Annotated in this window: 28 protein-coding genes; 13 read left to right on the top strand and 15 right to left on the bottom strand. The window is 60.1% G+C overall.

Translation table 11 applies throughout. The features are described from left to right. Nucleotides 1-121: 121 nt before the first annotated feature. Nucleotides 122-493: a hypothetical protein gene (locus A462_RS22490; RefSeq protein ID WP_008433303.1), complete on the top strand. Its 372-nt coding sequence runs from the start codon at nucleotides 122-124 to the stop codon at nucleotides 491-493. Between the two features lie 4 nt (nucleotides 494-497). Next, a complete protein-coding gene (locus tag A462_RS22495) occupies nucleotides 498-677 on the top strand; it encodes a DUF1289 domain-containing protein (protein ID WP_003207939.1) in 180 nt (59 codons plus the stop codon). A gap of 19 nt (nucleotides 678-696) precedes the next feature. On the opposite strand, the gene A462_RS22500 is transcribed toward A462_RS22495, so the two are convergent. Next, on the bottom strand, nucleotides 697-1560 hold the full coding sequence (locus tag A462_RS22500; RefSeq protein ID WP_008433300.1) for a DNA/RNA non-specific endonuclease: 864 nt from the start codon (nucleotides 1558-1560) through the stop codon (nucleotides 697-699). A gap of 92 nt (nucleotides 1561-1652) precedes the next feature. Next, nucleotides 1653-2285, bottom strand: a complete 633-nt coding sequence (locus A462_RS22505) for a TetR/AcrR family transcriptional regulator (protein WP_023659027.1) — start codon at nucleotides 2283-2285, stop codon at nucleotides 1653-1655. 71 nt (nucleotides 2286-2356) lie between these two features. Between A462_RS22505 and A462_RS22510 the strand changes: the two genes are divergently transcribed. Beyond that, entirely contained in the window at nucleotides 2357-3211 is an 855-nt protein-coding gene (locus tag A462_RS22510) for an aldo/keto reductase family oxidoreductase (RefSeq protein ID WP_008433296.1), read from the top strand. A gap of 3 nt (nucleotides 3212-3214) precedes the next feature. Here the strand turns inward: A462_RS22510 and A462_RS22515 are convergent, their stop codons facing one another. Continuing rightward, nucleotides 3215-3910, bottom strand: coding sequence for a tRNA (adenine(22)-N(1))-methyltransferase (locus tag A462_RS22515; RefSeq protein ID WP_008433294.1), 696 nt, complete (start codon nucleotides 3908-3910; stop codon nucleotides 3215-3217). A gap of 78 nt (nucleotides 3911-3988) precedes the next feature. After that, nucleotides 3989-4897 carry a DHH family phosphoesterase gene (locus A462_RS22520; RefSeq protein WP_008433292.1) on the bottom strand — a complete coding sequence of 303 codons (909 nt, stop codon included), beginning with the start codon at nucleotides 4895-4897 and terminating at the stop codon, nucleotides 3989-3991. A 101-nt stretch (nucleotides 4898-4998) separates the two neighbouring features. Between A462_RS22520 and A462_RS22525 the strand changes: the two genes are divergently transcribed. From A462_RS22525 to A462_RS22550, 6 genes are all read left to right on the top strand, one after another. Next, entirely contained in the window at nucleotides 4999-5505 is a 507-nt protein-coding gene (locus A462_RS22525; RefSeq protein WP_008433290.1) for a GNAT family N-acetyltransferase, read from the top strand. Between the two features lie 86 nt (nucleotides 5506-5591). Next, nucleotides 5592-6482: a bestrophin family protein gene (locus A462_RS22530; protein WP_008433288.1), complete on the top strand. Its 891-nt coding sequence runs from the start codon at nucleotides 5592-5594 to the stop codon at nucleotides 6480-6482. 128 nt (nucleotides 6483-6610) lie between these two features. After that, on the top strand, nucleotides 6611-8113 hold the full coding sequence (proP, locus tag A462_RS22535; RefSeq protein ID WP_003207926.1) for a glycine betaine/L-proline transporter ProP: 1503 nt from the start codon (nucleotides 6611-6613) through the stop codon (nucleotides 8111-8113). A 123-nt stretch (nucleotides 8114-8236) separates the two neighbouring features. Then, nucleotides 8237-8665: a DUF2231 domain-containing protein gene (locus tag A462_RS22540; protein ID WP_003207924.1), complete on the top strand. Its 429-nt coding sequence runs from the start codon at nucleotides 8237-8239 to the stop codon at nucleotides 8663-8665. After that, a complete protein-coding gene (locus A462_RS22545) occupies nucleotides 8662-9954 on the top strand; it encodes a PQQ-dependent sugar dehydrogenase (protein ID WP_008433284.1) in 1293 nt (430 codons plus the stop codon). Before A462_RS22540 ends, A462_RS22545 begins: the two co-directional genes overlap by 4 nt. An 82-nt stretch (nucleotides 9955-10036) precedes the next feature. Continuing rightward, entirely contained in the window at nucleotides 10037-10333 is a 297-nt protein-coding gene (locus A462_RS22550) for a DUF3144 domain-containing protein (protein ID WP_008433282.1), read from the top strand. A gap of 44 nt (nucleotides 10334-10377) precedes the next feature. Here A462_RS22550 and A462_RS22555 read toward each other — a convergent pair whose 3' ends face one another. From A462_RS22555 to A462_RS22575, 5 genes are all read right to left on the bottom strand, one after another. Continuing rightward, the gene (locus tag A462_RS22555) at nucleotides 10378-12201 is read right to left on the bottom strand and encodes an ABC transporter ATP-binding protein (protein WP_008433281.1); all 1824 of its coding nucleotides are present in this window, start codon (nucleotides 12199-12201) and stop codon (nucleotides 10378-10380) included. 11 nt (nucleotides 12202-12212) lie between these two features. Next, nucleotides 12213-13718, bottom strand: coding sequence for an argininosuccinate lyase (gene argH, locus A462_RS22560; protein WP_023659030.1), 1506 nt, complete (start codon nucleotides 13716-13718; stop codon nucleotides 12213-12215). 5 nt (nucleotides 13719-13723) lie between these two features. After that, complete coding sequence (locus tag A462_RS22565) at nucleotides 13724-15304, bottom strand: ABC transporter substrate-binding protein (protein WP_008433280.1); 1581 nt, start codon at nucleotides 15302-15304, stop codon at nucleotides 13724-13726. Nucleotides 15305-15366: 62 nt separating this feature from the next. Further along, nucleotides 15367-16230, bottom strand: coding sequence for an ABC transporter permease (locus A462_RS22570; RefSeq protein ID WP_008433279.1), 864 nt, complete (start codon nucleotides 16228-16230; stop codon nucleotides 15367-15369). 7 nt (nucleotides 16231-16237) lie between these two features. After that, nucleotides 16238-17158 (bottom strand): ABC transporter permease, encoded by a 921-nt coding sequence (locus A462_RS22575; protein ID WP_008433278.1) that lies wholly within the window; start codon nucleotides 17156-17158, stop codon nucleotides 16238-16240. A gap of 196 nt (nucleotides 17159-17354) precedes the next feature. On the opposite strand from A462_RS22575, the gene A462_RS22580 reads away from it, so the two are divergent. Then, nucleotides 17355-18278, top strand: coding sequence for a LysR substrate-binding domain-containing protein (locus A462_RS22580; protein ID WP_003207914.1), 924 nt, complete (start codon nucleotides 17355-17357; stop codon nucleotides 18276-18278). 7 nt (nucleotides 18279-18285) lie between these two features. Here A462_RS22580 and A462_RS22585 read toward each other — a convergent pair whose 3' ends face one another. The 4 genes from A462_RS22585 to A462_RS22600 form a co-directional block, all read right to left on the bottom strand. Next, nucleotides 18286-19278, bottom strand: a complete 993-nt coding sequence (locus tag A462_RS22585) for an MBL fold metallo-hydrolase (protein WP_003207912.1) — start codon at nucleotides 19276-19278, stop codon at nucleotides 18286-18288. 116 nt (nucleotides 19279-19394) lie between these two features. After that, a complete protein-coding gene (locus A462_RS22590; RefSeq protein WP_003207910.1) occupies nucleotides 19395-20300 on the bottom strand; it encodes a LysR family transcriptional regulator in 906 nt (301 codons plus the stop codon). 22 nt (nucleotides 20301-20322) lie between these two features. Then, nucleotides 20323-20703: a type 1 fimbrial protein gene (locus A462_RS22595; RefSeq protein ID WP_003207908.1), complete on the bottom strand. Its 381-nt coding sequence runs from the start codon at nucleotides 20701-20703 to the stop codon at nucleotides 20323-20325. 112 nt (nucleotides 20704-20815) lie between these two features. After that, on the bottom strand, nucleotides 20816-22039 hold the full coding sequence (locus tag A462_RS22600) for an MFS transporter (protein WP_008433277.1): 1224 nt from the start codon (nucleotides 22037-22039) through the stop codon (nucleotides 20816-20818). Between the two features lie 124 nt (nucleotides 22040-22163). Here A462_RS22600 and A462_RS33220 point away from each other — a divergent pair, with 124 nt between their 5' ends. Next, nucleotides 22164-22868, top strand: a complete 705-nt coding sequence (locus A462_RS33220) for a TetR/AcrR family transcriptional regulator (protein WP_008433276.1) — start codon at nucleotides 22164-22166, stop codon at nucleotides 22866-22868. On the opposite strand, the gene A462_RS22605 is transcribed toward A462_RS33220, so the two are convergent. Both A462_RS22605 and A462_RS22610 read right to left on the bottom strand, forming a co-directional pair. Further along, nucleotides 22771-23694, bottom strand: coding sequence for a LysR family transcriptional regulator (locus tag A462_RS22605; protein WP_008433275.1), 924 nt, complete (start codon nucleotides 23692-23694; stop codon nucleotides 22771-22773). The two genes, A462_RS33220 and A462_RS22605, sit on opposite strands and share 98 nt — an antisense overlap. Nucleotides 23695-23745: 51 nt before the next feature. Further along, nucleotides 23746-24642, bottom strand: coding sequence for a LysR family transcriptional regulator (locus tag A462_RS22610; protein ID WP_008433274.1), 897 nt, complete (start codon nucleotides 24640-24642; stop codon nucleotides 23746-23748). Nucleotides 24643-24759: 117 nt separating this feature from the next. On the opposite strand from A462_RS22610, the gene A462_RS22615 reads away from it, so the two are divergent. Beyond that, nucleotides 24760-25425: an RraA family protein gene (locus tag A462_RS22615; RefSeq protein WP_003207901.1), complete on the top strand. Its 666-nt coding sequence runs from the start codon at nucleotides 24760-24762 to the stop codon at nucleotides 25423-25425. An 11-nt stretch (nucleotides 25426-25436) separates the two neighbouring features. Then, a complete protein-coding gene (locus tag A462_RS22620) occupies nucleotides 25437-26645 on the top strand; it encodes a pyridoxal phosphate-dependent aminotransferase (protein ID WP_008433272.1) in 1209 nt (402 codons plus the stop codon). Nucleotides 26646-26732 lie beyond the last annotated feature (87 nt).

Genomic DNA, 26732 nt, shown 5'->3' with positions numbered 1-26732 from the left:
GTCCTGTCAGGCAATAAAGATGTCGCCTGCCAGTCCGCCATCGCAGCCTCGCTAAAGCTCGACAGCTCCTACAGTGGATCTCTCGCGTATCATCACCCTCCTCGCTCCCCAAGGACTCCCCATGTCTTCAAGCAAACGCGACAGCGCACGCATCGAACGTCGCCTGGTCGCGACCCTGACCGATGCCTGTGAGATCGCGAAAGCCGAAATCACCGGCTTCGACTGGCTGACCCACGAAGTCGACTACCAGGCCTTTGCCCAAAGCCTGCTGGTCATCTGGGTATTCGATACCAGGGCGAACCGGGAACTGGCCCTTTCTACCGGACTGGACCTGCGCATGCGCGAGCTGACGGCCACCGCGCTGGAGGATGCCGGGGTGGATCGCCCTTCTTCGCACCGCTACGTGCGCTTCGACTCCGAGGAAGAATGCCACCTGCAGCATGGCGGCAATTGGCGCCTGCGCCTGCTCAAACTGTATGCGGTAAAGGGGTAAAGCCTTGGCTAAAGATATCGAGAACCCGTGCGTCTCAACCTGCCAGCTCAGTGGTGAGCTGTGCGTGAGTTGTGGACGCACCAAGGACGATATTCGCAAATGGAAAAAGATGAAGCGGCCAGAGAAGATGGCCGCTGTGCAGCGCGCAACGTTGCGCTTGAAGACGTTGAAAAAGGGCAAGTGACGCACCCGGTTTCAGGCCGTCAAGTACGCCCGACTGACCCCGTCACAGGCAAATTCCCGAGCAACTTGAGCCCGGTGGTTTTCACAAACGTCGCGTAGTCCATCGGCTTCTCGATACGGGTTTCAGCGTTGGGCAGAACATACGCCCAGGCGCGCTTGGACGACACGTCGTAAACCAGCTTGAACAGGCGAGTCGGCACCCAGACCTTGTTGTCGCCAATGGTGCTGTAGCCCGGGTCAAACAACGGCCCGGTGAACACGAACACGTTGCCGTCGGCGCGCTTGGCAAACTTGCGCACGTCCGCCTCGACCTTGCTCCAGATCTTGCGGTTGTTGGTCGGGTCTTGCGGGACCATGTTCGACAGCGCAAAGGACTGGGCCATGGCGTTGGTGCTCGGCGCATCCGCCGCCGGGGATTGATGGCCACGGTCCACGGCCGGGTGTTGGCCACGGTAGTCGCTCAACTCGGCGCGCGCGCCTTTGGGAATACGCGGGTCGGGGTAGAACTGGTTGGTGCGTTCTTCGCCTTTGGCATCCTTCAACTGGCCGGCATTCAGGCGTTCGACCACCACCAGCGGGGTCTTGCTGGTTTGCGAGTACAGCACCGCGAAATTATCGGAACACAGCGCCAGGGGTTTCATGGTGGCCGGTACGGTGGCCGTGTTGATCGGTTGTGCGGCCGGGAACAGGTCGGCGCAACTGTCGAACGATGGCTTTTTCTGTTGGCTTGAATACAGATCCAGGGCCGCGCCCTGGCTGATGGAGCCCGAGCGGGAGGTATGGGATTGAGGTGGTGTGATGAGGTCCAGCAGGCCACGGGCTTGCGCCCCGGTGGAGAGCAAAACAAGGGCCGACAGCCCAACTGCAATTTTGCGTAAGTGCATGGGTTAAATCTTCAAAGTTCGATTGCGGGGCTTATGGACCCATGGATCTGACTTTAGTGCGAAGCAGCACCGCGAAATACCCTGAACACGGTTTACGTAAGTGACTGATAGGTTTGAAGATAAGCTCGCAGCATGCGGGTCACCTGCTGTTCCAGGCCGGCTTCAAAGGCCGCAGATGCATTGCCTTCAAGCAACGCCCGAACCGGTCCCACCACCGCGCTGAGCGAGATGGCGGCGGTAAGGGATGGGTCTTCAAAACGGGCATCCGACGCCGTCGCCAACATCGCTGCAATCGCGGCCACCACCCGCTTGTTGATCCGCGCCACAAGCTCCGCACCGCCCCGCTCACCTGCGATGGCATACAGGGCTTTGGACGCCGTCGGGTCCATCAGCTTCACGGCGAGAAAAGCCGTGACAAACCCCGATGCCATTTCCGCCACCGTGGTGCCCTGGTGTTGATCGCACGCCTGCTCGACGGTCTCGGCCACCTGCACCAGATGCTTCTCCAATACCGCAGCAAGCAGTGCATCGCGGTTCGGATAGTACTGATAGAGACTGCCCACCGACATGCCCGCCCGCTCGGCCACGCGGGTCGTGGTGCAGCGGACCAGGCCCTGAGCGGTCAAAACCTGAAGGGTTGCCGTGTGCAGCGCTTCCACCGTCGCCGCCGACCGGGCCTGGACCGCTGATTTTCTTGGCTTTAACGACGCTTTGAGAGGGCTCATGGAATGCGAATTCTAAACCTGAAGGATCCTTCATATTATAGGCTTCCTCCCGTCAAGCAAGAGCTCCGACCATGACCACCAGCACATTCAATCTCGGCGATCGCACCGTCAACCGCATCGGCTACGGCGCCATGCAACTGGCCGGCCCAGGCGTGTTTGGCCCGCCCAAGGACCGTGATGCAGCGCTGGCCGTACTGCGCGAGGCCGTCGCTTGCGGCGTGAACCATATCGACACCAGCGACTTCTACGGGCCGCATGTCACCAATCAGATTATTCGTGAGGCACTGCACCCGTATAAAGACGATCTTACGATCGTCACCAAGGTAGGCGCCCGCCGTGGCGACGATGGCGCCTGGTTCAACGCTTCGTCGAAGGCCGAGCTGACCCAGGCCGTGCACGACAACCTGCGCAACCTGGGCCTGGATGTGCTGGACGTGGTGAATGTGCGGGCCATGCACGGCGTGATGGGCACTGCCGAAGGCTCGATCGAGGAACCCCTGAGTGCCATTGCCGAGCTGCAACAACAGGGCCTGATACGCCATATCGGCATCAGCAACGTTACCCCGACGCAGGTCGCCGAGGCGCGAAAAATCGTGCGCTTCGTGTGCGTCCAGAACCTGTACAACATCGCCCACCAGCACGATAACGCGATGCTCGACGAATTGGCCCGGGACGGCATCGCCTATGTGCCATTCTTCCCGCTGGGCGGGTTCTCGCCAGTGCAGTCAGCGGTGTTGTCGAACGTCGCACAGCGCCTCGGCGTCACCCCGATGCAACTGGCCCTGGCATGGCTGCTGCGCCGTTCCCCGAATATCCTGCTGATCCCGGGAACGTCCTCGGTCACCCATCTACGGGAAAACATCGCGGTGGGCGAGCTGGATCTTTCGGACGAGGTACTCGCAGAGCTGAACACCCTCGCAGGCTGACCCTCACGCCAGCAGTTCTGCGATCCACCGCGCCTGCTGGGCGACCTCTTGCATCTTGTCCTCGGGCACCGCTTGCCGCGCCTGGGCGAAGTCGCTCAGGGTCTGCTGTTTGTGGCGCAGGATGCGCTGCCACTTGAGCAGGAATTCCGGGCTGCGGGCCTGCATTTGCAGCGGGCCGAAGTACAGTTCTTCGGCGGTGTAGGTCACAGGCCCGGCGTGCTCGGCAACGATGATTTCGTAGAAGAATCGGTTCTCCCGCAGCAGCTCTTCGCACACGATGCGGTAGCCGTTTTCCATCAGCCATTGGCGCAACGGTTGCTCGCCGCCGTTGGGCTGCAGCACCAGGCGCTCCCGGCCGTTGAGGCGCGCCTTGTCGCTGTCGAGGATGTCGCGGATGGTCTCGCCGCCCATGCCGCAGATGCTGATCGCGGTGATCCCGTCTCCCGGCTCGATCGCCGCCAGGCCACTGGCCAGGCGTACGGTGATGTGTTGCTCCAGCTCGTTCTCGCGCACCGTGCGCTCGGCTGCGCGAAACGGCGTCAGGGCCACCTCGCCCGCCACCGCCGCCACGATGGCGCCGCGGCGCATCAATGCCACCGGCAGGTAGCCGTGGTCGGAGCCGATATCCGCCAGGCGCGCCCCGGCGGGGACGTGCGTCGCCACGCGCTCAAGGCGCATGGACAATGTGTGTTCGTTCAACTGCCGTTCCTTTTCGGTAATACCCTGGCCATTGTATTGCGGGTTCATCAAAGAGGAACGTCACTTTGGTGAGCGCCGTCAATCAGTGGCCGCCAGTCTTAGCAGTTCCTTGCGCAACAGCGAACGATCCAGCACCGCCATCCCGGCCTGCCAGTCGATGGAAAGCAACTGGCTCAGTTTTTCCTGGCTGACCTTGGGCTCAGCCAGGAAATAACTTCTGCACTCGCGGATACTGATGAGATTCACCAGCCAGTCCTCCCCCTGCGCCGCCAGCCAATCAGCGATGGTCGAGCGATGCTTTCGGATCAGCGCACCGGCATCCCACACCGTCATCTGCGCAAAAACCTGCGGCAGGTTGCTGTCGGCTTTCAGCCACTTCAGGTCACCCGCCAACGCGCCTGCAAGGTCTGACTCGATAGTGGCCTGGCACTCGGAGAAATACCGCTCAGGCCAGTCTGCCGCGAGTTCGGCCAGCAGCGCGAGGGTTTCATAAGCCCGAATATCCGCCGCGGATGTCAACTGCCCGGTAAAATTCAGGGTATTGTCCAGGATTGCCGTGGCCAGCAGCGCGGCACTGTGCTCACTGATCAGCGGCAACAAACCGGCCGCTTCCCAACGCAGGAAAACCTGCGTCGCTGCTGCACCGATCAAACGGATGTCTGCGGCACTTCCCAGCCTCTGCGCCCAATAGGTTTCAAACCCCGGGTGATGGTCAATCACCTCCACCACCTGATCGAGCACGACCACCGGGTCGAAGTGGTGGAAGTCCGAGATATCCACCATCACAAACTCATCGCCGGGCCCGGGTCGGTAATCATCCAGTGATGATAGCCAGCCGAGCACGGTCCTGGAGATGCTGGCATTCAGTGGAGCACTGCTGACGGCACGCGCCTCGATTCCCTGACGATTCAACAACTCGGCATACGCAATGCAGCAGGCGTATGCATCGATGTCCAGATACGCCGAGCCGGAGGTGACTACCCTCATCGGAAAAACTCCATGATTTCATATTTTTGGCAGGCAAATTTCACACGCCTTTATGACGAAAACATGACTAAATGGACAGAACAACCCTGGAGATTCGAGCAATGACGTCATTTCGCGTTCGCGAGCTGAGCAGTACGGACACTGAAGCATTGCTGGCCTTCGAAGCCCGTAACCGTGACTGGTTCGAGTCGCATATCGAGGCGCGCGACCCATCGTTTTACTCGGTGCAGGGCGTCGCCGAGCATATTGACGGTTATCTATCAGGCCTGGCCACCGGCACATGGCACCCGTTCGTGATCGAAGACGCCAACGGCGAAATCGTCGGTCGCGCCAACCTGAAAAGCATCGACTCGCCAAAGGGCTCTGCCGAAGTCGGCTACCGCGTGGGTGAGCGCTCGTGCGGGCAAGGGCTGGCAACCCTGGCGCTGAACCATCTGATCCGCGAGGCACAGACGCGCTGGGCACTGACCCACCTGGTGGCGTACGTGTACCCCGAGAATGTGGGCTCACAAAAAGTCCTCACCCGCTGCGGTTTCGTGCCCGACCAGCCCGCACCGGACGGCAAGCCCCAGGGCGAAAACCGCTTTGTCCTGACATTCCAGGCCTGAAGACCCGGCCCCCCGGCGAACCTTTACCCGGTAAACACCGTCCGAGCTAGGGCATTGATGCTTACCGCTCGCCGCGAGGTTTCCGTTTGAAAGCTGCCATCATCAAAAAATACCGCCTGATCATCAAGACCATGGGCTATGTAGGCTGGGCGCTGTTCTGGCTGCTGCTCTGGGATATCGCCGTCACCGTGGACTTCATGCTGTTCCTCAACAGCAAGATCAACCTGCCGCTGATGCCCCTCACCCTGCTCGGCTCGGCGCTGGTGGTGCTGATCAGTTTCCGCAACAGCAGCGCCTACAACCGCTGGTGGGAGGCACGCACGTTGTGGGGGGCGATGGTCAACAATTCCCGCAGCTTCGCCCGGCAAGTGCTGACGCTGCTGGATGACCCGGACAATGAGGTCAACCCGATAAAGGCGACCTTGCTGCGCCGTCACGTGGCGTATGTGAACTGCCTGGCGGCGCACTTGCGGGGCCAGCCTTGCCCGGAAGAAATCCGCGCCTTCCTGCCGGCCAACGAGTTCGCCCGCAGCACCAGTACCAATAACTTTTCCAACGACATCATCAACGGCTCCGCAGCCCTGCTGGCCCAGGAATACAAGGCCGGGCGCCTGGACAGCATTCGCCTGGCACGGTTGGAGTCGACCCTGGTGGATTTGTCCAACAGCCAGGGCGGCATGGAGCGCATCGCCAATACGCCGCTGCCCTACCCTTACGTGTATTTCCCACGGCTGTTCATCTCGCTGTTCTGCCTGATCGTGCCGGTGGGCCTGGTGGAATCCCTGGGCTGGTTCACCCCGCTGGCGTCCACGGTGGTGGGCTTCATGCTGCTGGCCATCGAACGCATCGGCACCGATTTGCAAAGCCCGTTCCGCGACAGCGAGCACCAGATCCAGATGGAAGCCCTTTGCGAAACCATCGAGAAAAACCTGCAGTCGATGCAGCGTGATTCCCTGGGGGGCGAGCGGATCAGTTAATCCTTGCCGGGCCGTTAACAAAAAAATCCAGCCAGTGGTGAATTATTCAGTGTCCGCATGTATCTGACCCATTAAGCGCATGCCACCAAAACAGTGGCATCGAAATGGACCTGCGGCTGAGTATTCCCATGAAATCACGCAAGAAAACCGTCAATCCGATTGGATTGGATGACATCACCATCGTCGACGACGCCAAGATGCGCAAGGCGATCACCGCCGCTGCGCTGGGCAATGCCATGGAATGGTTCGACTTCGGGGTGTATGGCTTTGTCGCCTATGTGCTGGGCAAGGTGTTCTTCCCCGAAGCGTCTCCCAGCGTACAGATGATCGCGGCCCTGGCGACCTTCTCGGTGCCGTTCCTGATTCGCCCGCTGGGCGGCCTGTTCTTTGGCCGGCTGGGGGACAAATACGGCCGGCAAAAGGTCCTGGCGGCGACCATCGTGATCATGTCCCTGAGCACTTTCGCCATCGGACTGATCCCCTCCTATGACTCGATCGGCATCTGGGCGCCGATCCTGTTGCTGCTGGCCAAGATGGCCCAGGGCTTCTCGGTGGGCGGTGAGTACACCGGGGCCTCGATCTTCGTCGCCGAATACGCCCCGGACCGCAAGCGCGGCTTCCTCGGCAGTTGGCTGGACTTCGGCTCCATCGCCGGCTTCGTGCTCGGCGCGGGCGTGGTGGTGTTGATTTCGGCGGTAATCGGCGAAGACGCCTTCCAGTCCTGGGGCTGGCGCCTGCCGTTCTTCCTCGCCCTGCCGCTGGGCATGATCGGGCTCTACTTGCGTCATGCCCTGGAAGAAACACCGGCCTTTCAACAGCACGTGGAGCAACTCGAACAAGGTGACCGCGAAGGCCTGGCGGGCGGCCCGAAAGTCTCGTTCAAGGAAGTCGCCACCAAGCACTGGCGCAGCCTGATGACCTGTGTCGGCGTGGTGGTGGTGACCAACGTCACGTACTACATGCTGCTCACCTACATGCCGAGCTACCTGTCGCACAACCTGCACTACAGCGAAAACCACGGCGTGTTGATCATCATCGCGATCATGGTCGGCATGTTGTTCGTGCAGCCGATGATTGGCTTTGTCAGCGACAAGATCGGGCGCAAACCCTTCATTCTGTTCGGCAGCATCGCGCTGTTCTTTCTCGCCATTCCGGCGTTCATGCTGATCAACAGCGGCAAGCTCGGGCTGATTTTCTCGGGGCTGCTGATCATTGCGGTGGTGCTCAACTTCTTTATCGGCGTGATGGCGTCCACCCTGCCGGCGATGTTCCCTACCCACATCCGCTACAGCGCGCTCGCCAGCGCCTTCAACATCTCGATCCTGATTGCCGGCCTCACGCCAACCGCCATGGCCTGGCTGGTGGAGACCACCAACAACCTGTACATGCCGGCCTATTACCTGATGGTATTCGCCGTACTGGGGCTTTTCACCGCCCTGACCATGAAGGAAACCGCCAACAAACCCCTGCGCGGCGCGGCACCGGCGGCGTCGGATATCGAGGAAGCCAAGGAGCTGCTGCAGGAGCACGAAGACAATATCGAGCAGAAGATCGAAGATATCGACGCGCAAATCGCCGAGCTGGAAGCCAAGCGTGAAAACCTGGTGCAGCAACATCCACGCATCAACTGACGCAACATATTTGGAAACGAATAGCGGGTGAACTAACGCGCAAGCAGCACGCTCCTTCCTTAAGCGCAGTCAGCGCGGCCCTGATGAGCCTCATCAGGGCCGCTCAACGATAAGGAGCCGCCCGTGACCGACACCACCACCCTCACCTACCGCTGCACGCCTGGTCCGCTTCACGCGACCTTGCTGGCCGGTACCGTCCCGCTGTTTCTCGGCGCCCTGCTGAGCGACATTGCCTACTACCAGACCTACCAGATCCAATGGAGCAACTTCGCCGCCTGGCTGATCGCCGGCGCCCTGCTGTTCTGCGGGCTGGCGGGGTTGTTTGCACTGGTCAACCTGCTGCGTGCCGACCGCAAGGCCGGGCGCCCCACGGTGTACTTCCTGCTGTTGCTGGTGACCTGGGCGCTGGGCCTGGTGAATGCCTTTGAGCATGCGAAGGATGCCTGGGCCGTGATGCCTTCGGGCCTGGTGTTGTCTGCCGTCGTGACCCTGCTGGCCTGCGTGACCACGTGGGTCGGGCTGACCAACCTGCGCTCGGGAGGTGCCCAATGAAGCCTTCCAGCACGCTGACCGTTTTAAGCATGGCGATGTTGTTGAGCGCCTGCGGTGGCGAAGCCGACAGCACTCAGGCTCGCGGCCCCGACCCCAGGCTGCCGGAACCCCAGCGCGGCCTGTTGCCCAGCATGAAGATCGCCGAACCGGTGGCCTGGGCCGAGCAGAAACCTACGGTGCCCGAGGGTTTCAGCATCACGGCCATCGCCACCGACCTGCGGATCCCGCGCCAGACCCTGGTGCTGCCCAACGGCGACATTCTCGTCGCCGAAGGCCGGGGCGGCAACGCAGCGAAACTCAAGCCCAAGGATGTGATCGCCAGCGTGATCAAGGCCGAGGGCAACACCAAGGTCAAGGGCGGCAATCGCCTGACCCTGCTGCGCGATGCCGACGGTGACGGCACCTACGAGTTGAAAACCGTATTCGCCGAAAACCTCAACGCGCCCTACGGCCTGGCCTTTGCCGACGGCAAGCTGTACGTGGCGAACCAGGATGCGCTGGTGCGCTTCGACTACGAAGACGGCCAGACCAAGGCCGGTGGCCCGCCCACCACCGTCACCGAGCTGCCCGCCGCGATCAATCACCACTGGACCAAATCCCTGGCGATCAGCCCCGACGGCCGCTCGCTGTATGTGGGCATCGGGTCCAACAGCAACATCACCGAACGCGGCATGGAGGTCGAGATCGACCGGGCGATGGTCTGGCAGATCGACGCCGCCACCGGTGCCCACAAGCCTTATGCAACCGGTTTGCGCAACCCGACGGCATTGACCATTCAACCGGGCTCCGGGCAGGTGTGGGCGGTGGTCAACGAGCGGGATGAACTGGGGCCGGACCTGGTGCCGGATTACCTGACCTCGGTGCGCGAAGGCGAATTCTACGGCTGGCCCTACAGCTATTGGGGCCAGAACGTCGACACCCGCGCCCAACCGCAGAACCCGGCCAAGGTCGCCGCCGCGATCAAGCCGGATTACAGCCTGGGTTCCCACGTCGCCGCGCTGGGCGTCGATTTTTCCATCCCGGCCATGGGCGAGAAATATGCCGACGGCGTCTTCGTCGGCGAGCACGGCAGCTGGAACCGGGACAATCCGGTGGGCTACAAGGTGATCTTCGTGCCGTTCAGCAATGGCCGGCCTGCCGGTGAGCCGCTGGACTTCGCCACGGGTTTCCGCGGGGACGATGGCAAGACTCGCGGGCGGCCGGTGGGGGTCACGGTTGATCCGAAGGGTGCGCTGATCATTGCCGATGACCTGGCCAACACGGTGTGGAGGGTGACGCGCAATAAATAAGGCCTGAAGCGGCCGATGTGGTTGCCTTCCTGTGGAGCGCGGCGGTACCTTCGCCGCACTCACGAACAGGAAGGTAACCGCAATGCCAGACACCACCGACAAAGGCTTCTATGATCGCGCGGACGCGCACATCGAGCTGTCCAACGAGCAGTTCAGGGCGTTCGCCGACCTGGGCAAAGTCAGCGCCTCGATGATGTTCGGCACCACACGCTTCAATGCCTGGGTCAGCGCACGCAGCTTTAAATCCGGCGAAGAAATGGCCCAGGCGCGTGAGGCGATGCTGAAGTATTTCTGTGATCAGTACCGGATGATGCTTGAGGATAATCTTGATGATCACATCAACAATTTCAGCAAGTACATGCTCGTTAAGGGCAGTTGAACCCGCCCGCACAGGGCGGTGTGTCGACCTGTGATACCCGGCGCTCAAATTGCAACGAAGTGGCCCGCGGCGACCTCGCGGTAACTGATCGGCGGAGCCTTGTAGCCCACCTCGTAAATCCTGCTGGGCACGCTCTCCTCCATCAGGCTGAACGGCTTTCTGGGCACGTTCAGGTCCGCCGAGGGCACCGCGCTCAGCAACCTTTGGGTGTAAGGGTGCTGAGGCTGCTCGAACACTGACTGGCGTGGCCCGATCTCAACGATGCGTCCGTGGTACATCACCCCGACCCGGTGGCTGACCCGCTCGACCACCGCCAGGTCATGGGAAATAAACAGGAATGAAATGCCCATCTCGCGCTGCAGGTCCTGCAGGAGATTAATCACCTGGGCTTGAATGGACACGTCCAGCGCCGAGACGGCTTCATCGGCGATGATCAGCTTCGGAGACAGAGTCAGCGCCCGCGCGATGCAGATCCGCTGTCGCTGCCCACCCGAGAACTCGTGCGGATAGCGTTGTGCATGCTCCGCCGACAGCCCCACCTTCTCCAGCAATATTCGCACCTGCTTTCGTGCTTGCGCGCCATGTGCAATGCCATGAACATGCAGCGGCTCCAGCAGGCTGTTCTCGATCGTGAGACGCGGGTTCAGGGATGCATAGGGATCCTGGAAGACCATCTGGATATCGCGGCGCAGCGAGTTCATATCGCTCTTGTTCAACGTCGTAAGGTTCTTGCCACCGAAAACGATATTCCCGCCCTGTATCGGCATCAGCCCGGCAATCGCACGAGCGCTGGTGGATTTCCCGCACCCGGACTCGCCCACCAGGGCCAGCGTTTCACCTGAGTAGATATCAAAGTCGATGCCTTCGACGGCATGCACACGGCGCCGGACCTTCCCGAGGAGACCACCTTTGAGGTCGTACCGAATGGACAACGACTCGACTCTGAGCACCGGCGGACTCTGGTAGTCCGGGGCCACGCCAGGCGCAGGTTCTGCACCCGCTGCGACGTCATCATCGATCAAGGCAAATTTTGCGGGAAGTTGAGTGCCACGCATTGAGCCGATTTTTGGAACAGCCGCCAGCAATGCCCGGGTGTAGGGCTGCCTGGGCTCCTGCAGCACTGCCCTTGCCGGACCTTGCTCAACGGTCTCGCCTTTCTTCATCACCATCACATGGTCTGCGACTTCCGCCACCACGCCCATATCGTGGGTGATAAAGATCACACCCATGGCCAGGCTATCTTGCAGCTCCTTGATAATCCGCAGGATCTGCGCCTGCACCGTCACATCCAACGCTGTGGTCGGCTCGTCGGCGATCAGCAGTGTGGGCTCGCAGACCAGCGACATCGCAATCATGATCCGTTGGCGCATGCCGCCGGAAAGCTCATGGGGAAACCGGTTCATGACCTGCTTCGCATCCGGAATACGCACCAGGTCCAGCATGCGTAATGCCTGGGCTTCGGCTTGCGCACGGCTGCACCGCTGATGCAGCAAGATGCCTTCGATGAGTTGCGCGCTGATCTTGAAGACCGGATTCAGCGAAGTCATAGGCTCCTGAAAGATCATCGACATGGACGAGCCCCGCAGTGTGCGCATGACAGACTCGGGCGCCGCCACCAGGTCGACAATCTGGTTATTCCTGGTTTGCAGCTCCATCGAGCCCGAAAGCACCCGTCCGCCGGCGCGCTTGATCAGGCCCATCATCGCCATTGAGGTGACGGACTTGCCGGAGCCGGACTCACCCACGATCGCCAGCGTCTGACCGCGCATCACCTCGAAGGACACATCGCGCACCACCGGCGTCTCGCGCCCTCTGGTGCCGAAGCCGACACTCAGGTTTTTCACCCGGGCTACCAAATTCTCGTTCATGGGGCGCTCCTTTAATCGACGATCGCCGAGATGGCCGCGTCAAGGTCGGCACGGGATTGATCGACCTTGCGCCGGCTCTGCGCAACCCACTCACGGTCCTGCTCCAGTTCGTTCTGGGCGATCGACAATAATCGCCGGACCTCGTCCGGGCCGACGCCGCCCGCGGAAGTGCGGGTCTCGACAAAACGGCGCGGGTTCAAAGCATCGCGGACCTGGGCATCCGAGTAGCCCAGGGTTGAGCCGACAGTTTCCACGCTGGCTTGATCCAGTGCGGCGCCGGTCACCCCGGCAGGAGCCACGCCCTCGTACAGGCAGTTACGCACCAGGCGGGCCACGATGTGGTGGACCTGGCGGAAAGAGATGCCCCGGTCCCGAACGATCACATCGGCGAGGTTGCTGGCGGTGCACCAACTCCCGGAGAGCAGGGCTGTCATCCGGTCCTCATGCACCACCAGGGTTTCAATGATGCCGGTAAACAGGTCCAACATGCCTTCGGTGGTGGCCAGCGCATCATGGATCAACGGCAGGTCGCGCATCGCCTGGTCGCCGGTGCCTTCGGACCGGAAAGTGGCCAGGGCCGTGCTGAGCCAGGTCACCGATCCACCTGCAGCTTTCTTGATGGTTTCCAAGCCGCTGGGGTTTTTCTTCTGCGGGAAAATACTGCTGGTGCCGCAATAGCCGTCGTGGCTTTCCACCGTTCCAAATTCGACGCTCGACCAGATATGCAGGTCGGTTGCCAGGTCGTTCAGGTCGGCCATGACAAAGGACAATGCGCCAATCGTCTCTGCTGCGTACCATGCTTCGCGGCCCAGCTTGGAGTTTTCTACCAGGCTGTCGAACCCCAACAGGTGCGTGGTGCGCCCACGGTCCAGCGGCCAGGACGTGCCGGCCAGGCCGACGGCACCAAGGGGGTTGCGATTGACCCGGGTGTAAGCGTGCATCAAGCGGCTGAAGCTGTCGTGCAGCCTCGACGTAAAACTCAAAAGGTAGTGGCCGAACACCCAGGGCTGGGCATGCTGCATATGGGTGTAGCCGGGCATGATGGTGCCCGAATGCGTGGAGGCCTTCTGAATCAACGCCACCTGGAACTCATTGATACGGTCCAGCACCGCCAGGATGCGCTTGCGGTCGTACAGGCGGCGTACCGTTGCCCCTTGGTCTATCCGGCTGCGGCCGGTGTGCATCTGCCCGGCCGAGTCTTCGCCGATCCGGGAGAAAAGGTACGATTCAACCTGAAGCAGGAAGCTGCCTTTCTTTACATCAAACGGGAAGTCGGCGGGAACCATGTCCCGAATCAACCGCAGCTCCGCGAGGATGGCTTGCCCGACCGACACAGAAAGAATCTGCTGTTCAACCAGCATCACGGTGTGCGCCAGGTCCACTTCGACAAACTCGTGAAACTGACGTTTCTCGGTCTCAAGTGCCGGAATATCATGGTACTTGACCATGCGTTCAGCGGGAGGAGCACTCAGGCGAGCGTCGGTTAACAGTGTTTCGTTGGCATGTAAATTCGACATTTAAATCACCGCTCAATAAGTTCTACATTCGTCAAATCGATGGTCCCTTCATAATCGACATCCAGGCCATTCAACGCTTTACGCACACCAATTATTTGCTCCTGGTCAAACAGCGGCAGATTGTCCGGGTCTTGTTCCCATAGAATCTGCTGAATCTGGCCGTAATAGGACATGCGTGTTTTTTCATCCAGTTCACGCGAGGCCAACTGAAGTAATTTGTCTACCTGAGGGTTGCTGTAACCCGTGAGATTCTGCGGGTCGCCGCTGGACAACTTTCGACGCAAACGAATATCCGCGTCAGATATGCCCGTTCCCAGTAACCACATGTTTGCGTCATTGCTACCTTTGCCCGTGCCCTTGCCCGGCTCGGGGCGATACAAGTTCTTTTGATACGTTGCCCATTCCCATACCTTAAACTCGGTCTTCAGCCCCACGGCGTTAAGATAGCCTTGGACAACTTCCGAGACCTGGCGATCTTTGGTATAGCGTCCCGCCGGGGTCCATATAACTACGGTGCCTGGATAACCGCCTGGATATACCTCGTTAATTATTTTTCTTGCCGCATCAGGGTCGTACTTCACCGGAGGGAATTCACGTCGGGCTTGCGTACCCTCCGGAAATGGGCCAGTGGGTACTTTTCCATATCCCAACAACACTTTGTCGACCAATGCCTGGCGATCAATCGCCATACTCACCGCCCTCCGTATGCGCGGGTCATCAAAGGGCGGTTTGGTCAGGTTCATTTCAAAGAACACCTGGAATGTGCTGGGTACCCGCAGCAAGGTGGATTTATTCAGTTCCTTTAATTCAATAGCCGCCTCGGGCGATAAATTTGCCGCGATATCCGCGTTTTTCGTTCGCAGCTCTATGACTCGGGAAGAATCTTCCCTGACCGGACGGAACACGATGGTTTCCGGTTTTGCCGTTGTTCCATAAAAAGCGTTGTTCTTATGAATAACGGCCTGGTCGTTGGGTATCCAACTATCAAATACGTAGGGCCCGGTACCGACGGGATGGTGCCCATAAGCCCGTCCATATTTAACGACAGCGGCCGGACTGCTGATTGACGAAGATTCTTTTGCCAGTAACTCCAACATTGTGGGTGACGGATTTTTTGTGGTGATGCGTAACTCATTCGGCGCTAGCGCATCCACCGAAGCTATATCCGCATAGTAGGACCGGTGCGGAGAACCGAGCTTGGGGTTCATGATTCGGTCCAGGTTAAACTTCACCGCTGCAGCATCAAACGCCGTGCCGTCATGAAAGGTAATTCCCGGTTTCAGGATAAAAATCCATTGCCGTCCATCCTCGGACCTTGACCATGACTGCGCCAAATCAGCTACAAACGTGTTATGCCCGTGACCGTCCCATGCGACCAACCGATTAAACAGGTGATTAATCACGTTATAGGAAGGCACACTGCGCGAAATCGCTGGGTCCAGGGTATCGATATCAGCGCCTTGAACGAATGTCAGCTTCTTCAGGTCTTTGGCGTTGGCAACAAACGATAGGCCCGCCGACAGTCCAAGGATGCCGACAACAGCGAAACTCCGTATCAATACTTCCAGGCAATTCAGACGCCGCATAATCTTTCTCGCTTGATAATTCTGGTGGACACACAGGGCGTGTTTAACCGCGCCGAACTCATTTATGCGTTACGTGATTTCGGGTCGATGTAGTCTCGCAACGCATCCCCCACAATGTTGAAACTCAATATGGTCAAAACCAGTGCAAATCCGGGCGCAATCAATACGTAGGGATGGGTGGTCAATAACGGCCGCGACTCGGCAATCATCGAGCCCCACTCCGGGGTGGGCGGCGGCGGGCCAAGCCCCAGAAAGCTGAGCCCGGAACCAATGAGGATTGCTTCAGCCAGCGAGACGGTGGCCTGGATAATGACCAGCGAACCGATATTCGGCAGGATATGTATCAGCAGCAGCCGCAGATCGCTGACGCCAATCGACTTGGAGGCCAATACAAACTCGCGGTTTCTCAATGCCATGACCGGCCCGGCAAAGAAACGCACGTAAATCGGGATCGTTGAAATGGCGATGGCCAGTGTCAGGCTTACTATGCTGTTGCCCGCCACCGTGATGACCAGAATGGCAACCAGTGTCCGGGGAAATGCAATCATCGAGTCCATGACCCGCATCACCACCCCGGCGATGGCGCCGTTGTAATAGCCACACGCCGCACCTAAAGCGATGCCAATGACCATCGCAATGCTGACACTTGAAACTGCGACGGTGAGCGTAATTCGTGCCCCCCACACGACTCGACCCAACAAGTCACGGCCCAATTGGTCCGTGCCGAGCCAGGAACTTGCACCGGGCTCGACAAGGGACGTTGATAAGTTGATCTTGGTGACCGAATCCCAATCAAACAACAAAGGGGCAGCTATCGCCGCAGCAACCATCACCAGGATCACGATCAATGAAGCAAACGCGAACCAGCGCTTATTGGAAATAAGGAAACTGACAAAGCCCAACCGATATTTTTTCGGAAGTTTCATATCGGCCTCAGTTGTAAGTGACGCGAGGGTCGAGGACGCCATAAACCAAATCCACCATTAAGTTGATAATTACCACCACCGCGGCAAACACAAGAACTGTGCCTTGGACGACATAAATATCCCGAGCCATGATTGCATCAATCAAGAGCCGCCCCATTCCCGGCCAGGCAAATACTGTCTCGACAATAACCGCGCCACCCAGTAACCGGCCGAAGTCCATACCGAATACTGTCACCAATGGAATGGCCGCATTGGAAAGTGCATGCTTGAGTACTACCTTGTAACTCGGTACGCCTTTCGCATAGGCAGTATGAATATAATCTTCCCTCAGCACATCCATCATGGTGGATCGGGCCAGCCGTGAAAAAGTTGCAACATACGGCAAACCAAGTGTCAAGGCCGGTAATATCAGGTGTTGCAGCCCGCCTCTGCCGGTCGGCGGCAACCATCCGAGGTTGGCTGAAAAGATCAGCATCAGTATCAGTCCCAGAAAGAAGCCAGGCATTGATATGCCCAGAACTGCAACGGTGGTCAGCGAACTATCAAGGAAGCCTCTGGGCTTCAAAGCGGCCGCAATACCGAGGGGAACACCAATGATGACGGCAAGCAACATTCCGGCAGCGGTCAGTTCAATCGTGGCGGGAAGAGTTCTGGCTATACCTTCGAGCACGGGCGTGAATGTCTGGAATGACTCGCCAAAATCACCCACGAAAACTTTCCTGACATAAATAAGGTATTGATTGATTAGCGGCTTATCCAATCCGTAGTTTTGCCTTATTTGCGCAACATCTTCCGCTGTTGCATCCGGACCTGCTGCCAGCTGCGCAGGATCTCCCGGAATAAAGTGCATGACCAGGAAGACCACAATGGAGACTCCCAGCAGCATCGGAAGCAGAAGTAACAACCTGCGGACGGTATAATTCAGCACGCGCTATCCTCTTTTTTATTTTTACTTAAGCGGCACCCGATATTAATAACGGGAACGGCTTTTCTTTGGTAAAACCACGCAACTAAATCATCGCGCCGTTACATGCTTATAGCAAACCGGTAACAGGTTGGACGCACATAACAAAATGTTATACGCTCGCAAAAATGCGCCCTCCAACATTCGATCGAGAGCCACAATGAAACTCAATCCTCGCCAATTGGAAGCTTTCAGGGCGGTCATGCTCACCGGAAGCATGACTATCGCCGCCGAGGCACTTCAGGTCAGTCAACCGGCCATCAGCCGGCTCATCCGCGACCTCGAAATGGTCCTTTCCCTTCGACTGTTTCGCCGTGAAGGCAATCGCCTCATTCCCGGGGCGGAAGCACAGGTGTTGTACGCGGAGGTGGACAAGTTTTATCAAGGCATAGAACGCATCGAGCGGGTTGCAGAGGACCTTGTGACGCTGCGCACCGGCACATTGAGGATCAGTTCAATGAGCACGCTGGGGCTCAGTGTGGTGGCTGAGGGGGTATGCCGATTCGCGCGAAAGCACCCCGAGGTCAGAACCTCGTTGGATGTGCGCAACTCGGTGGGCATCCTGGAACTGACGTCTGCCAACCAGATCGATATTGGTTTTGTGCAGATTCCTTCAGGGGAATATCCCGGGATCCAGGTGATCAACCTGCCACCCATCAGCGCGGTGTGCGTGATGCCGGCCAACGATATGTTGGCCACCAAAGACGTGGTGACCCTGGAGGATTTGCACGGGCGACGCCTGATTACCCTGAACGCCAACAATCCTTTGCAGCGACGCATCACATCAGCCATGGAGGCTCGGGGTGTTGCAGGCGTCTCCAGCGTTGAAACCACCGCTGCGCACTCCGCCTGCGGAATGGTGTCCGGGGGGCTCGGCATCACCGTGTGTGATCCATTCACCGCCTCCTACTCGAAATACCCGGGCCTTACGTTCAGACCGCTGGACCAGGACATACCCTTCGAGGTTTCGATGGTATTTCCGGGTCACCAGCAGCGCTCCAAGCTCGCCTCGGATTTCATGCAGGTCATGGAAGGTATCTTCAGGTCGGAGTTTATTTCCATGATTCCCCGTGAAGCGTACTAATCGCGAGTCACTTCAGTTCGGTTGAGTAATTCAGCGGCACCCATTGCCACGCGGCGCCCTGACCACGCAAATGCCCCAGGCCGGGAAACGAGAGGTGCGCCGCGCCGACCAGCGCGCCCTCTTTCGCAGCCAGGCTGAACACGGTCTCGCGGGCAGTGGTGGCGGCTTTCTTGTCCGTATCAAACTCGATAGTCACCGACGGGTCGGCAAACTGCACGGCACCGGCGTGGATCAGATCACCGGCGACAATCATCTTCTGGCCTTTGCTCTCAACCAGGTAGCTGGTGTGCCCCAGGGTATGGCCATAGCTGGACAGCGCCTTGAACCCCGGCAGGATCTCCCCGCTGCCCTGGAAAGGCTGGAACTTTCCAAGCGCGATATACGGGTTCAAGGAAGCCATTGCACCCTTCGCGAACTCGGGTACGAAGCTGTTGGCGTCGGCCGAGGCAGGCTCCAGCCTCGCCGGCGAGAGCCAGTAATCGGCGTCACGCTTGTCGGCGTGTACCGTGGCGTTCGGAAACACCATCACCCCTTCGGCAACCAGCCCACCCACGTGGTCCGGGTGCATGTGCGTGAGAAGGATGTCATCGACCTGCTCCGGCTTGTAGCCGGCTGCCTGCAGGTTGGCCGCGAGCTTGCCCAGGGTCGGCCCGAAGAGCGCACCAGCGCCGGTATCGATCAGGATGAGCCGAGTGCCGGTATTGACGAGATACGCGTTCGTCGAGGTCTCGGTGGGCACCCCGAGGAACGCCTTGCGCAGTGCGGTAGTGGTCTTGGCAGCCGGCTCATTCAGCAATTTGTCGAACGGTGCATCGATGGTGCCGTCACTCAGCGCGGTGACCTCAAAATCTCCAAGCATCGTGCGATAGTAACCAGGGGCCTGGGTTTTGACTTGGGGCGCGGCGGCAACTGCCACCGCCGGTGCCGCGATGGCTCCCAGTGCCAGGGCAGCAGCAAGGGCCGTGTAATTCAACACGCGGGTAAATGTCAGCTTGGTCATGGTGCAGCTCTCCAGTTGGAATCGGCGGCATCCTATTCAAGCGTTTTTTATAGTTGAAATCGAAACTCCGCATGCCAGGTATGTGTGGCGTAGATACCTGCCAGGGCCTGATGTCGTCAGGAAAGCACGCAGAGCTTGAGTTGTTCGCGCAACCAGAGATGTGCCAGGTCCTTGTCGAACCGTGGATGCCAGGCAGAGAACAAACTGAAGTCGCGCACCTCGAGGGGCAGAGCAAGGGCCGCCAGCGAGCGCTCATAACGGCTCAGGAAACGGGACGGAAGCACACTTACACAGTCGCTGTTCTGCAGCAGCAATGGAACGATGCTGTAGTAAGGCACCGACACCGCGACACGGCGCGCACGCCCCTTCTGCGCGAGCACATCATCAATAAAACCGTGAAAGCTGTTCACGGCACCCGACACCACCACATGCTCCAGGCCCAGGTATTCCTCCAGCGTTGGTGGCGCGGATCCGCGAGGGTGATCGGCGCGCTGGGCCATCTTGAATTCTTCCTGCAGCAGCAACTCGTGCGACAGGTTCCCGATACGGCTGTGTGATACCAGCGCGACGTCAATCTCGCCGCTTTCCAACTGATCGCCAAGCAACACCTGGTCGATCGCACGTATCGAAACCCGGATGCCCCCAGGACTCGCAGCCTGCACAAGCTGCACCAGCCGGGGCGCGACGATCGCAGCGGCGTTATCGTTCGCGCCAATCACAAAGGTCCGGTCCGACTTGGCAGGATCAAAGCATGGAAGGTCACCGACCACCGTCCCCAGTACCTGCAACGCCTGGCGCAACGGCTGACGCAAATGTTCGGCACGTGCTGTCAGCACCATGCCTTTTCCGGACTGAGCAGGCATCAATAAAGGGTCGCCGAACAGGTCACGCAACCGCGACAACTGCGCGGATAACGCCGACTGCGTCAGGTTGAGCTTCGCCGCCGCCCGCGTGACGTTCCTCTCCTCAAGCAAGACGCTGAGGGAAGTCAGGAGCGCGAGGTTGTGTCCAGTCAGGTTCATCGGGTTGATCCACTGCCATCTCTCAAGGTGACGTTAATGTAATCAGATACTGCCCCGACGTCACAGGCCTCCCTTGGCCATCCACCAACGCATATTGCTGCTGGTAATAGCGGTCTCCCCGGCCACTGTCGGCGACCAGCTTCACGTTCACGGCGCTGTGGTCGAGGGCCGTGACCGAGCCCACCGGTTGCACACTGCGCACGCTGATGGCGCTGCCGCGTGCGGACGTAGGGCAATTGTTGAGTTTCATCCCGTTGGCCACGGCGAGCGGTGTGCAAGACGCTTCGACGATGCTGCCGTGAAACGAGATGACTCCCTGCCCCACCGGGCTCGCGGCCATGCAGGCACCGGACAGGCTGAACAACAGGCCAACATGGATTGCAGACATTCTCTTGATGCGCATGCCGATACTCCCGGGGGTGATAAAGCCTATGCCCCGGGATATCGGCCGAGCAGCAGGTTATTTTAAGATTTGTCTGATGTTAGAAGCGGTTTTTCCAAAGACTTTGGAAATATCAGTGCCCGCCAACCACAGGTTTACCGTGGGCCCTGTGTCCCGGCTTGAAGCCATGGAATCGCGCGCACCACACAATCGCGAAGCCCACCGCCAGCAACACGAACATTGCCCAGGGGAAAGACGCCACGCCCCAGGTATCCAGCAACACGCCACCCACCACGCCGCTTCCGGCAATCGCGCTGTTCCAGGCCACCACATTCAGCGACAGCGCCACGTCCGCACCATCCCCGGCTGCGTCCGCCAACGCGGTTTGCAACAGCGTTGCAGCGCCACCAAAACTCAAGCCCCAGACCGCCACGCCGAGGTAAATAACGCCCGGCACTTGCGCGAGAAAACCGAACGCCAGGCACGTCGCCGCAAAGCCCGCCAGGCTGACCAGCACCGTCTTGCGCAACGCCACATCCACCAACCGGGCAGTCACCCAAATCCCGAGCAGCGCCGCTATACCAAACACCAACAACACCAGATCCACACGGTCCACCAAGCCCGCCGGGGCCACAAACGGCGCGATGTAGGTATAGAGAATGTTGTGGGCGAGCATCCATGAGATCACCACCGCCAGCACTGGCCGTACGCCCGGCGTGGTCAGCACCTTGCGCAACGGCATGCGCTGATGGGCCGACTGGCCGGGATAATCCGGCACTTTCACCAGTACCCAGACAATCAACACCAGGGTCAGTGCCGACATGATCCCGAACGTGGTGCGCCAGCCCACCAGCCCACCCAGCCAGGTGCCCAGCGGTACGCCAAGTGACAGGGCAATCGGCGTTCCTACCATGGCCAGCGCCAACGCCTTGCCCTGCTGATGTGGCTCAACCATGCGCCGCGCATAGCCGGCCAACAAACTCCAGGCCAGCCCCGCTGCCATCCCCGCAAGGAATCGCGCCAGCAGCGTCAGCCCGTAGTGGGACGACAGCGCGGTGATCGAATTGAACAGCAGAAAACCGACGATGGTCAGCAGCAGCACATTGCGTCTACGCCAGCCGCGAGTCGCGATGGTCAGCGGGATCACCGCCAGCACCGAGCCCAGCGCATACGCGGTGACCATCTGCCCGGCCATGGAGGCTGAAACTCCCAGCCCATCGCTGATCAGCGGCAACAGGCCCGCCGGCAGGGTTTCGGTGACGATGCAGATAAAACCGGTCATGGCCAGGGCGAGCAAGGCGCCGATGGGCAAGCGGTCGGGAACGGCGTCTGCCGATAAAGTGGTTGAGGGGGTCACAGGGAAACTCCTTGAGCGAGAGGACTTAAATACCGATCGATATAAATGTTGGGCGCCCCGCGCAGCGTTGTCAACGACTTATGTATCGACTAGTATTTATCTCATCACCCGAGAGGATTTCCACATGGCACAGATGGGCCGCCCCCGCACCTTCGACCGCGATAAGGCCGTGGAACAGGCCATGCACCTGTTCTGGCAGCACGGTTACGACGCGACGTCCCTGAGCCAGTTGAAAGCCGGATTGGGCGGTGGCATCTCCGCGCCGAGTTTCTACGCGGCGTTCGGCTCCAAGGACGCGCTGTTCCAGGAGTGCGTGCAGCGTTATCTGGCGACGTTCGCCCAGGTCACCGAATGCCTCTGGGATGACAGCCTGCCACCGCGCCAGGCCATCGAGACGGCGTTGCGCCAATCGGCACGCATGCAGTGTGAAGAGGGGCATCCCAAAGGCTGCATGGTAGCCCTGGGCGTGATGAGCGCGCCCTCCCCCGAGAACGCACAAGTCACCCATGGGCTGACCCATTCGCGAGAGCGCACACGGGCGGGCATCGTGCATTGTGTCGAGCGCGGCATCCGCGCAGGCCAGTTACCGGCCGAGACCAACGCCCGTGCCATGGCCACGGTCTACGACAGTTTTCTGCAAGGCGTGTCGATCCTGGCCCGGGATGGCGTCGACGCTGATGCCATCGATACTGCCATCGGCCAACTGATGCTGACCTGGGATGTATCCGCCGCTACAGCGCCGCCCATTCGGCGCGATGCTCCAGCAGAAAATCCACAAACGCCCGCACCCGATGCGGTACATAGCGGCCATGGGGATACAGCAAGGTAAACGGCCGTGAGCGACCACCGTAAGGCTGCAACACTTCCACCAGGCTGCCGTTGGCCAACTCCTCCTCGACGATGAACTTGTAGGTCTGGAATAACCCCGCGCCGTGCTTGGCCAGGGTTACGCCACCCAGCACGTCGTCAGAGCAGCTGTAGCCTGCTTCCCCGGCAAACTCCCGCTCCTTGCCGTCCACCTGGAACAGCCAGGAAATGCGCCGCCCGTTGCTCGGCAATTCGTACTGGATGCACTCATGGTTCGGCAAATCCTCCAGGGCCTGGGGCGTGCCGGCACGCTTCAGGTATGACGGCGTCGCGACCACCACCAGCCTGGCGTCTTCCAGCAACCGCGCAATCAGCGTCGAGTCCGGCTGGGCCCGCACGCGAATGGCCAGGTCATAACCTTCGGCGACGAAATCGATGTTGCGGTTGCTGATGTGGATATCCACGCTGACTTGCGGGTACAGCGCACGGAATTTCGGCAGCAGCGGCAGGATCCGGTGATGGCCGTAGGTGGTCGGGATGCTGATGCGCAACAGCCCGGACGGCACCGATTGCGCGCCCATCATTTCCTGCTGGGCTTCCACCAGTTGCGTCAGCGCCTGGCGGCATTGCTCGAAAAATGTCCGGCCGCCATCGGTCAGGCGGATGCTGCGGGTGGTGCGCACAAACAGCCGGGAGCCCAGGCGCTCTTCCAACCGCGAGATGCTGCGGCTCACCGCCGCCGGGGTCACGCCTGCCACCTGGGCGGCGGCGGTAAAGCTGCTGGCCTCGGCGGCCAGGCAGAACAGCTCGATGCTGCCCAGCTGCAAATCTTCGAAATGGCGTTTCATGATGGATTACACCGGGTAGGTCTTTAAGGACTCGCTCACTGCTTCGAAAAACTAAAACAACAACCGCGAAAAATCACAACACTGCACCGCCAACTGCGCCACATTCTGGTTCAAGCCAAACTGCCGATCCCCGCGATGCAACGCCACATACCCGACCCTCGGTAGCGCCGGTTCCGTCACCAGCGCGCGCAGCTCCCCGCGCTCGATCAAATGCGACAAACACCCCTTGGGCAAATAACTCACCCCCACCCCCGACAGCGCCAGCCCGACCTGCACCAACAGGTTATGACTGGTCAACTTGCGCGGCATCTGCACAGCATGCGCTGCCAACCAGCGCTCATAAATCAGCCCCGTCCCCGAGTGCGAACCCTGGGTCAACACCGTATACCCGGCCAATGCCTCAAGCCCCACCGGATCAGCCTCGCTGACCAACCCCGGTGCGCACATCCAGGCGTTTTCCACACTGCCCAGCGGCGTACTCAGGAAGCGCGAATCACTGTAGGCATCAGGCACGATCACCAGGTCCAGCTCATCACTCTCCAGCTTGCGAAACAGCTCACTGCTCAACTCCACCGACGGCTCGATCTGCACCTTGGGATAGGCCTCGCGCAACGCCTCCACCAGCGCCGGCAACCAGGTGAAAGCCGTCAATTCCGTCACCCCCAGGCGAAACCTGCGCACCAGCACTTCACGGGTGCTGACCCGCTCCAGCATGTAGTCACGACGCTCCAGCAGGTCCTTGGCGTAGTCGAGCAACTCGGCGCCCTTTTCCGTCAACCGCGCATTGCGTTTGCTGCGGTCGAAAATCTCCACATCGAAGGTTTCTTCCAACTCCTGGATGCGCTTGGAAATCGCCGACTGCGACATGTTCAGCTTGTTCGCCGCGGCCTCGAAACTGCCCAGCTCGGCAATCCAGTACAACGCGTCGATTTGCTTGAACGTGATCATCGGCCACCTCCCATGAGAAAAATCGATCCTATCAGATAATAAAATATCGCTAAAACTGTATGTTCATCACTCCTAAGATCTAGCCACAGACCCATAAGATCAATCGGAGTTACAGCCATGTCCTTGCCCGGTTCCCGCATCCTCCCCAACCCACCTCTGGCTTGCGCCGAAGTGCTTGAAGCCTTCACTCACGTGGTCACCCCGCACATCAGCGACAACCTCGGCCGGCACATCGGCGCCCGTGGGCTGAACCGCTACAACCGCACCGGCAAGCTGGTGGGCACCGCGCTCACGGTGAAAACCCGCCCCGGCGACAACCTGCTGATCTACAAGGCCTTGAGCATGCTGGAGCCGGGCCACGTGCTGGTGGTGGACGCCCAGGGCGACACCAACAACGCGGTGATCGGCGAACTGGTCAAGCTCTACGCCCAGCAACGCGGCTGCGTGGGGTTTGTGATTGACGGGGCGATTCGCGATGTCGCGAGCTTCGAGGACACCCCTTGCTACGCCCGCAGCGTGGTGCATTGCGGCCCCTACAAGACCGGCCCGGGCGAGGTGAATGTGCCGGTGTCCATCGGCGGCATGCTGATCAACCCGGGGGATGTGCTGGTGGGTGACGAAGACGGCCTGGTCGCCTTCTCCCAGGCCGACGCCGCCGAAGTGCTGCGCAAGGCCGCGCAACACGCGGCCCATGAAGAGCAAGTCAAAGCCGAAATCGCCAGCGGTGCAGTGCGCCAGAGCTGGATCGACAAGGTGTTGCAACAGGCCGGACTGGCAGGCTGAGGAGAGTCATCATGAGCACTGCCTTTCTGTCCGACCGGGTGCTGGGCATCGCGCCCTCCCCGAGCATCGCCGCCAATGCACTGGTCAGCGAACTGCGCGCCCAGGGCCGGGACATCGTCAACTTCACCGTGGGCGAGCCGGACTTCGATACACCCGCGCATATCCTCGAAGCAGCCAGCGCCGCGATGCACGGTGGCGACACCCACTACACCGCCACCAGCGGCACCCTCGCCCTGCGCCAGGCGATCTGCCTCAAGCTCAAGCGCGATAACCAGCTGGACTATGGGCTGGACGAAGTGATCGCCGGGTGCGGTGGCAAGCACATCATTTATCACGCCCTGGCGGCGACCCTGAATCGCGGCGACGAAGTCATCGTGCACACGCCGTATTGGGTGTCGTACCCGGACATCGCACGGCTGAATGACGCGACGCCGGTGATCATTCCCGGCGACGAGTCACTGGGGTTCAAGCTGTCGCCTCAGGCCCTGGAACAAGCGATCACCCAGCGCAGCAAATGGGTGATCCTCAACAGCCCGAACAACCCCAGCGGCGCGGTGTACAACGAGGCCGAACTGCTGGCCCTGGCCGCGGTGCTGCGGCGCCATCCCCATGTGCTGATCATGGCGGACGAGATCTACGAGCACTTCGTCTACGACGATGCCCGCCACGTTTCCCTGACCCGACTCGCACCGGACCTGAAGCCGCGCACGCTGATCGTCAACGGCGCCTCCAAGGGCTACGCCATGACCGGCTGGCGCCTGGGTTTCGGTGCCGGCCCGGCCTGGCTGATCGCGGCCATTGCCAAGCTGCTTTCGCAAACCACCACCTGCCCCAGTTCCCTCAGCCAGGCTGCCGCAGTTGCCGCCTTCGCTGGCGATCAGGCGCCCATCGCCGGGATGCGCGAGGTGTACCAGCAACGCCGCGAACGCATGCTGGGCCTGCTCGAAGACATTCCCGGCGTGAGCTTCACGCCACCGGATGGCGCGTTCTACGTGTTCGCCAACGTCGCCGGGCTGATGGGCAAGACCACCGCCCACGGCGAGCGGATCGACAGTGACACCCAACTGGCCGAGCACCTGCTGCGGGAACACGGCCTGGCCACCGTAAGCGGCGCGGCGTACGGCATGTCGCCGTATATCCGCCTGTCTTTCGCCAGCTCGCTTGACGTGATTGAAGAAGGTTGCCGTCGCCTGAATGAAGCGTGCCATCGATTGCGCTGACGGATTCCCGCCCCACCCGGCGGCCAGGGATGGCCGCTCATTGACTGCCTAGAACAACACTCATAATCATTGATATAAATGAGGCAT

It is taken from the genome of Pseudomonas sp. Ag1 (genome assembly GCF_000278565.1).
Taxonomy (GTDB): Bacteria; Pseudomonadota; Gammaproteobacteria; order Pseudomonadales; family Pseudomonadaceae; genus Aquipseudomonas.
This window is presented reverse-complemented; position numbering and strand designations above follow the sequence as displayed.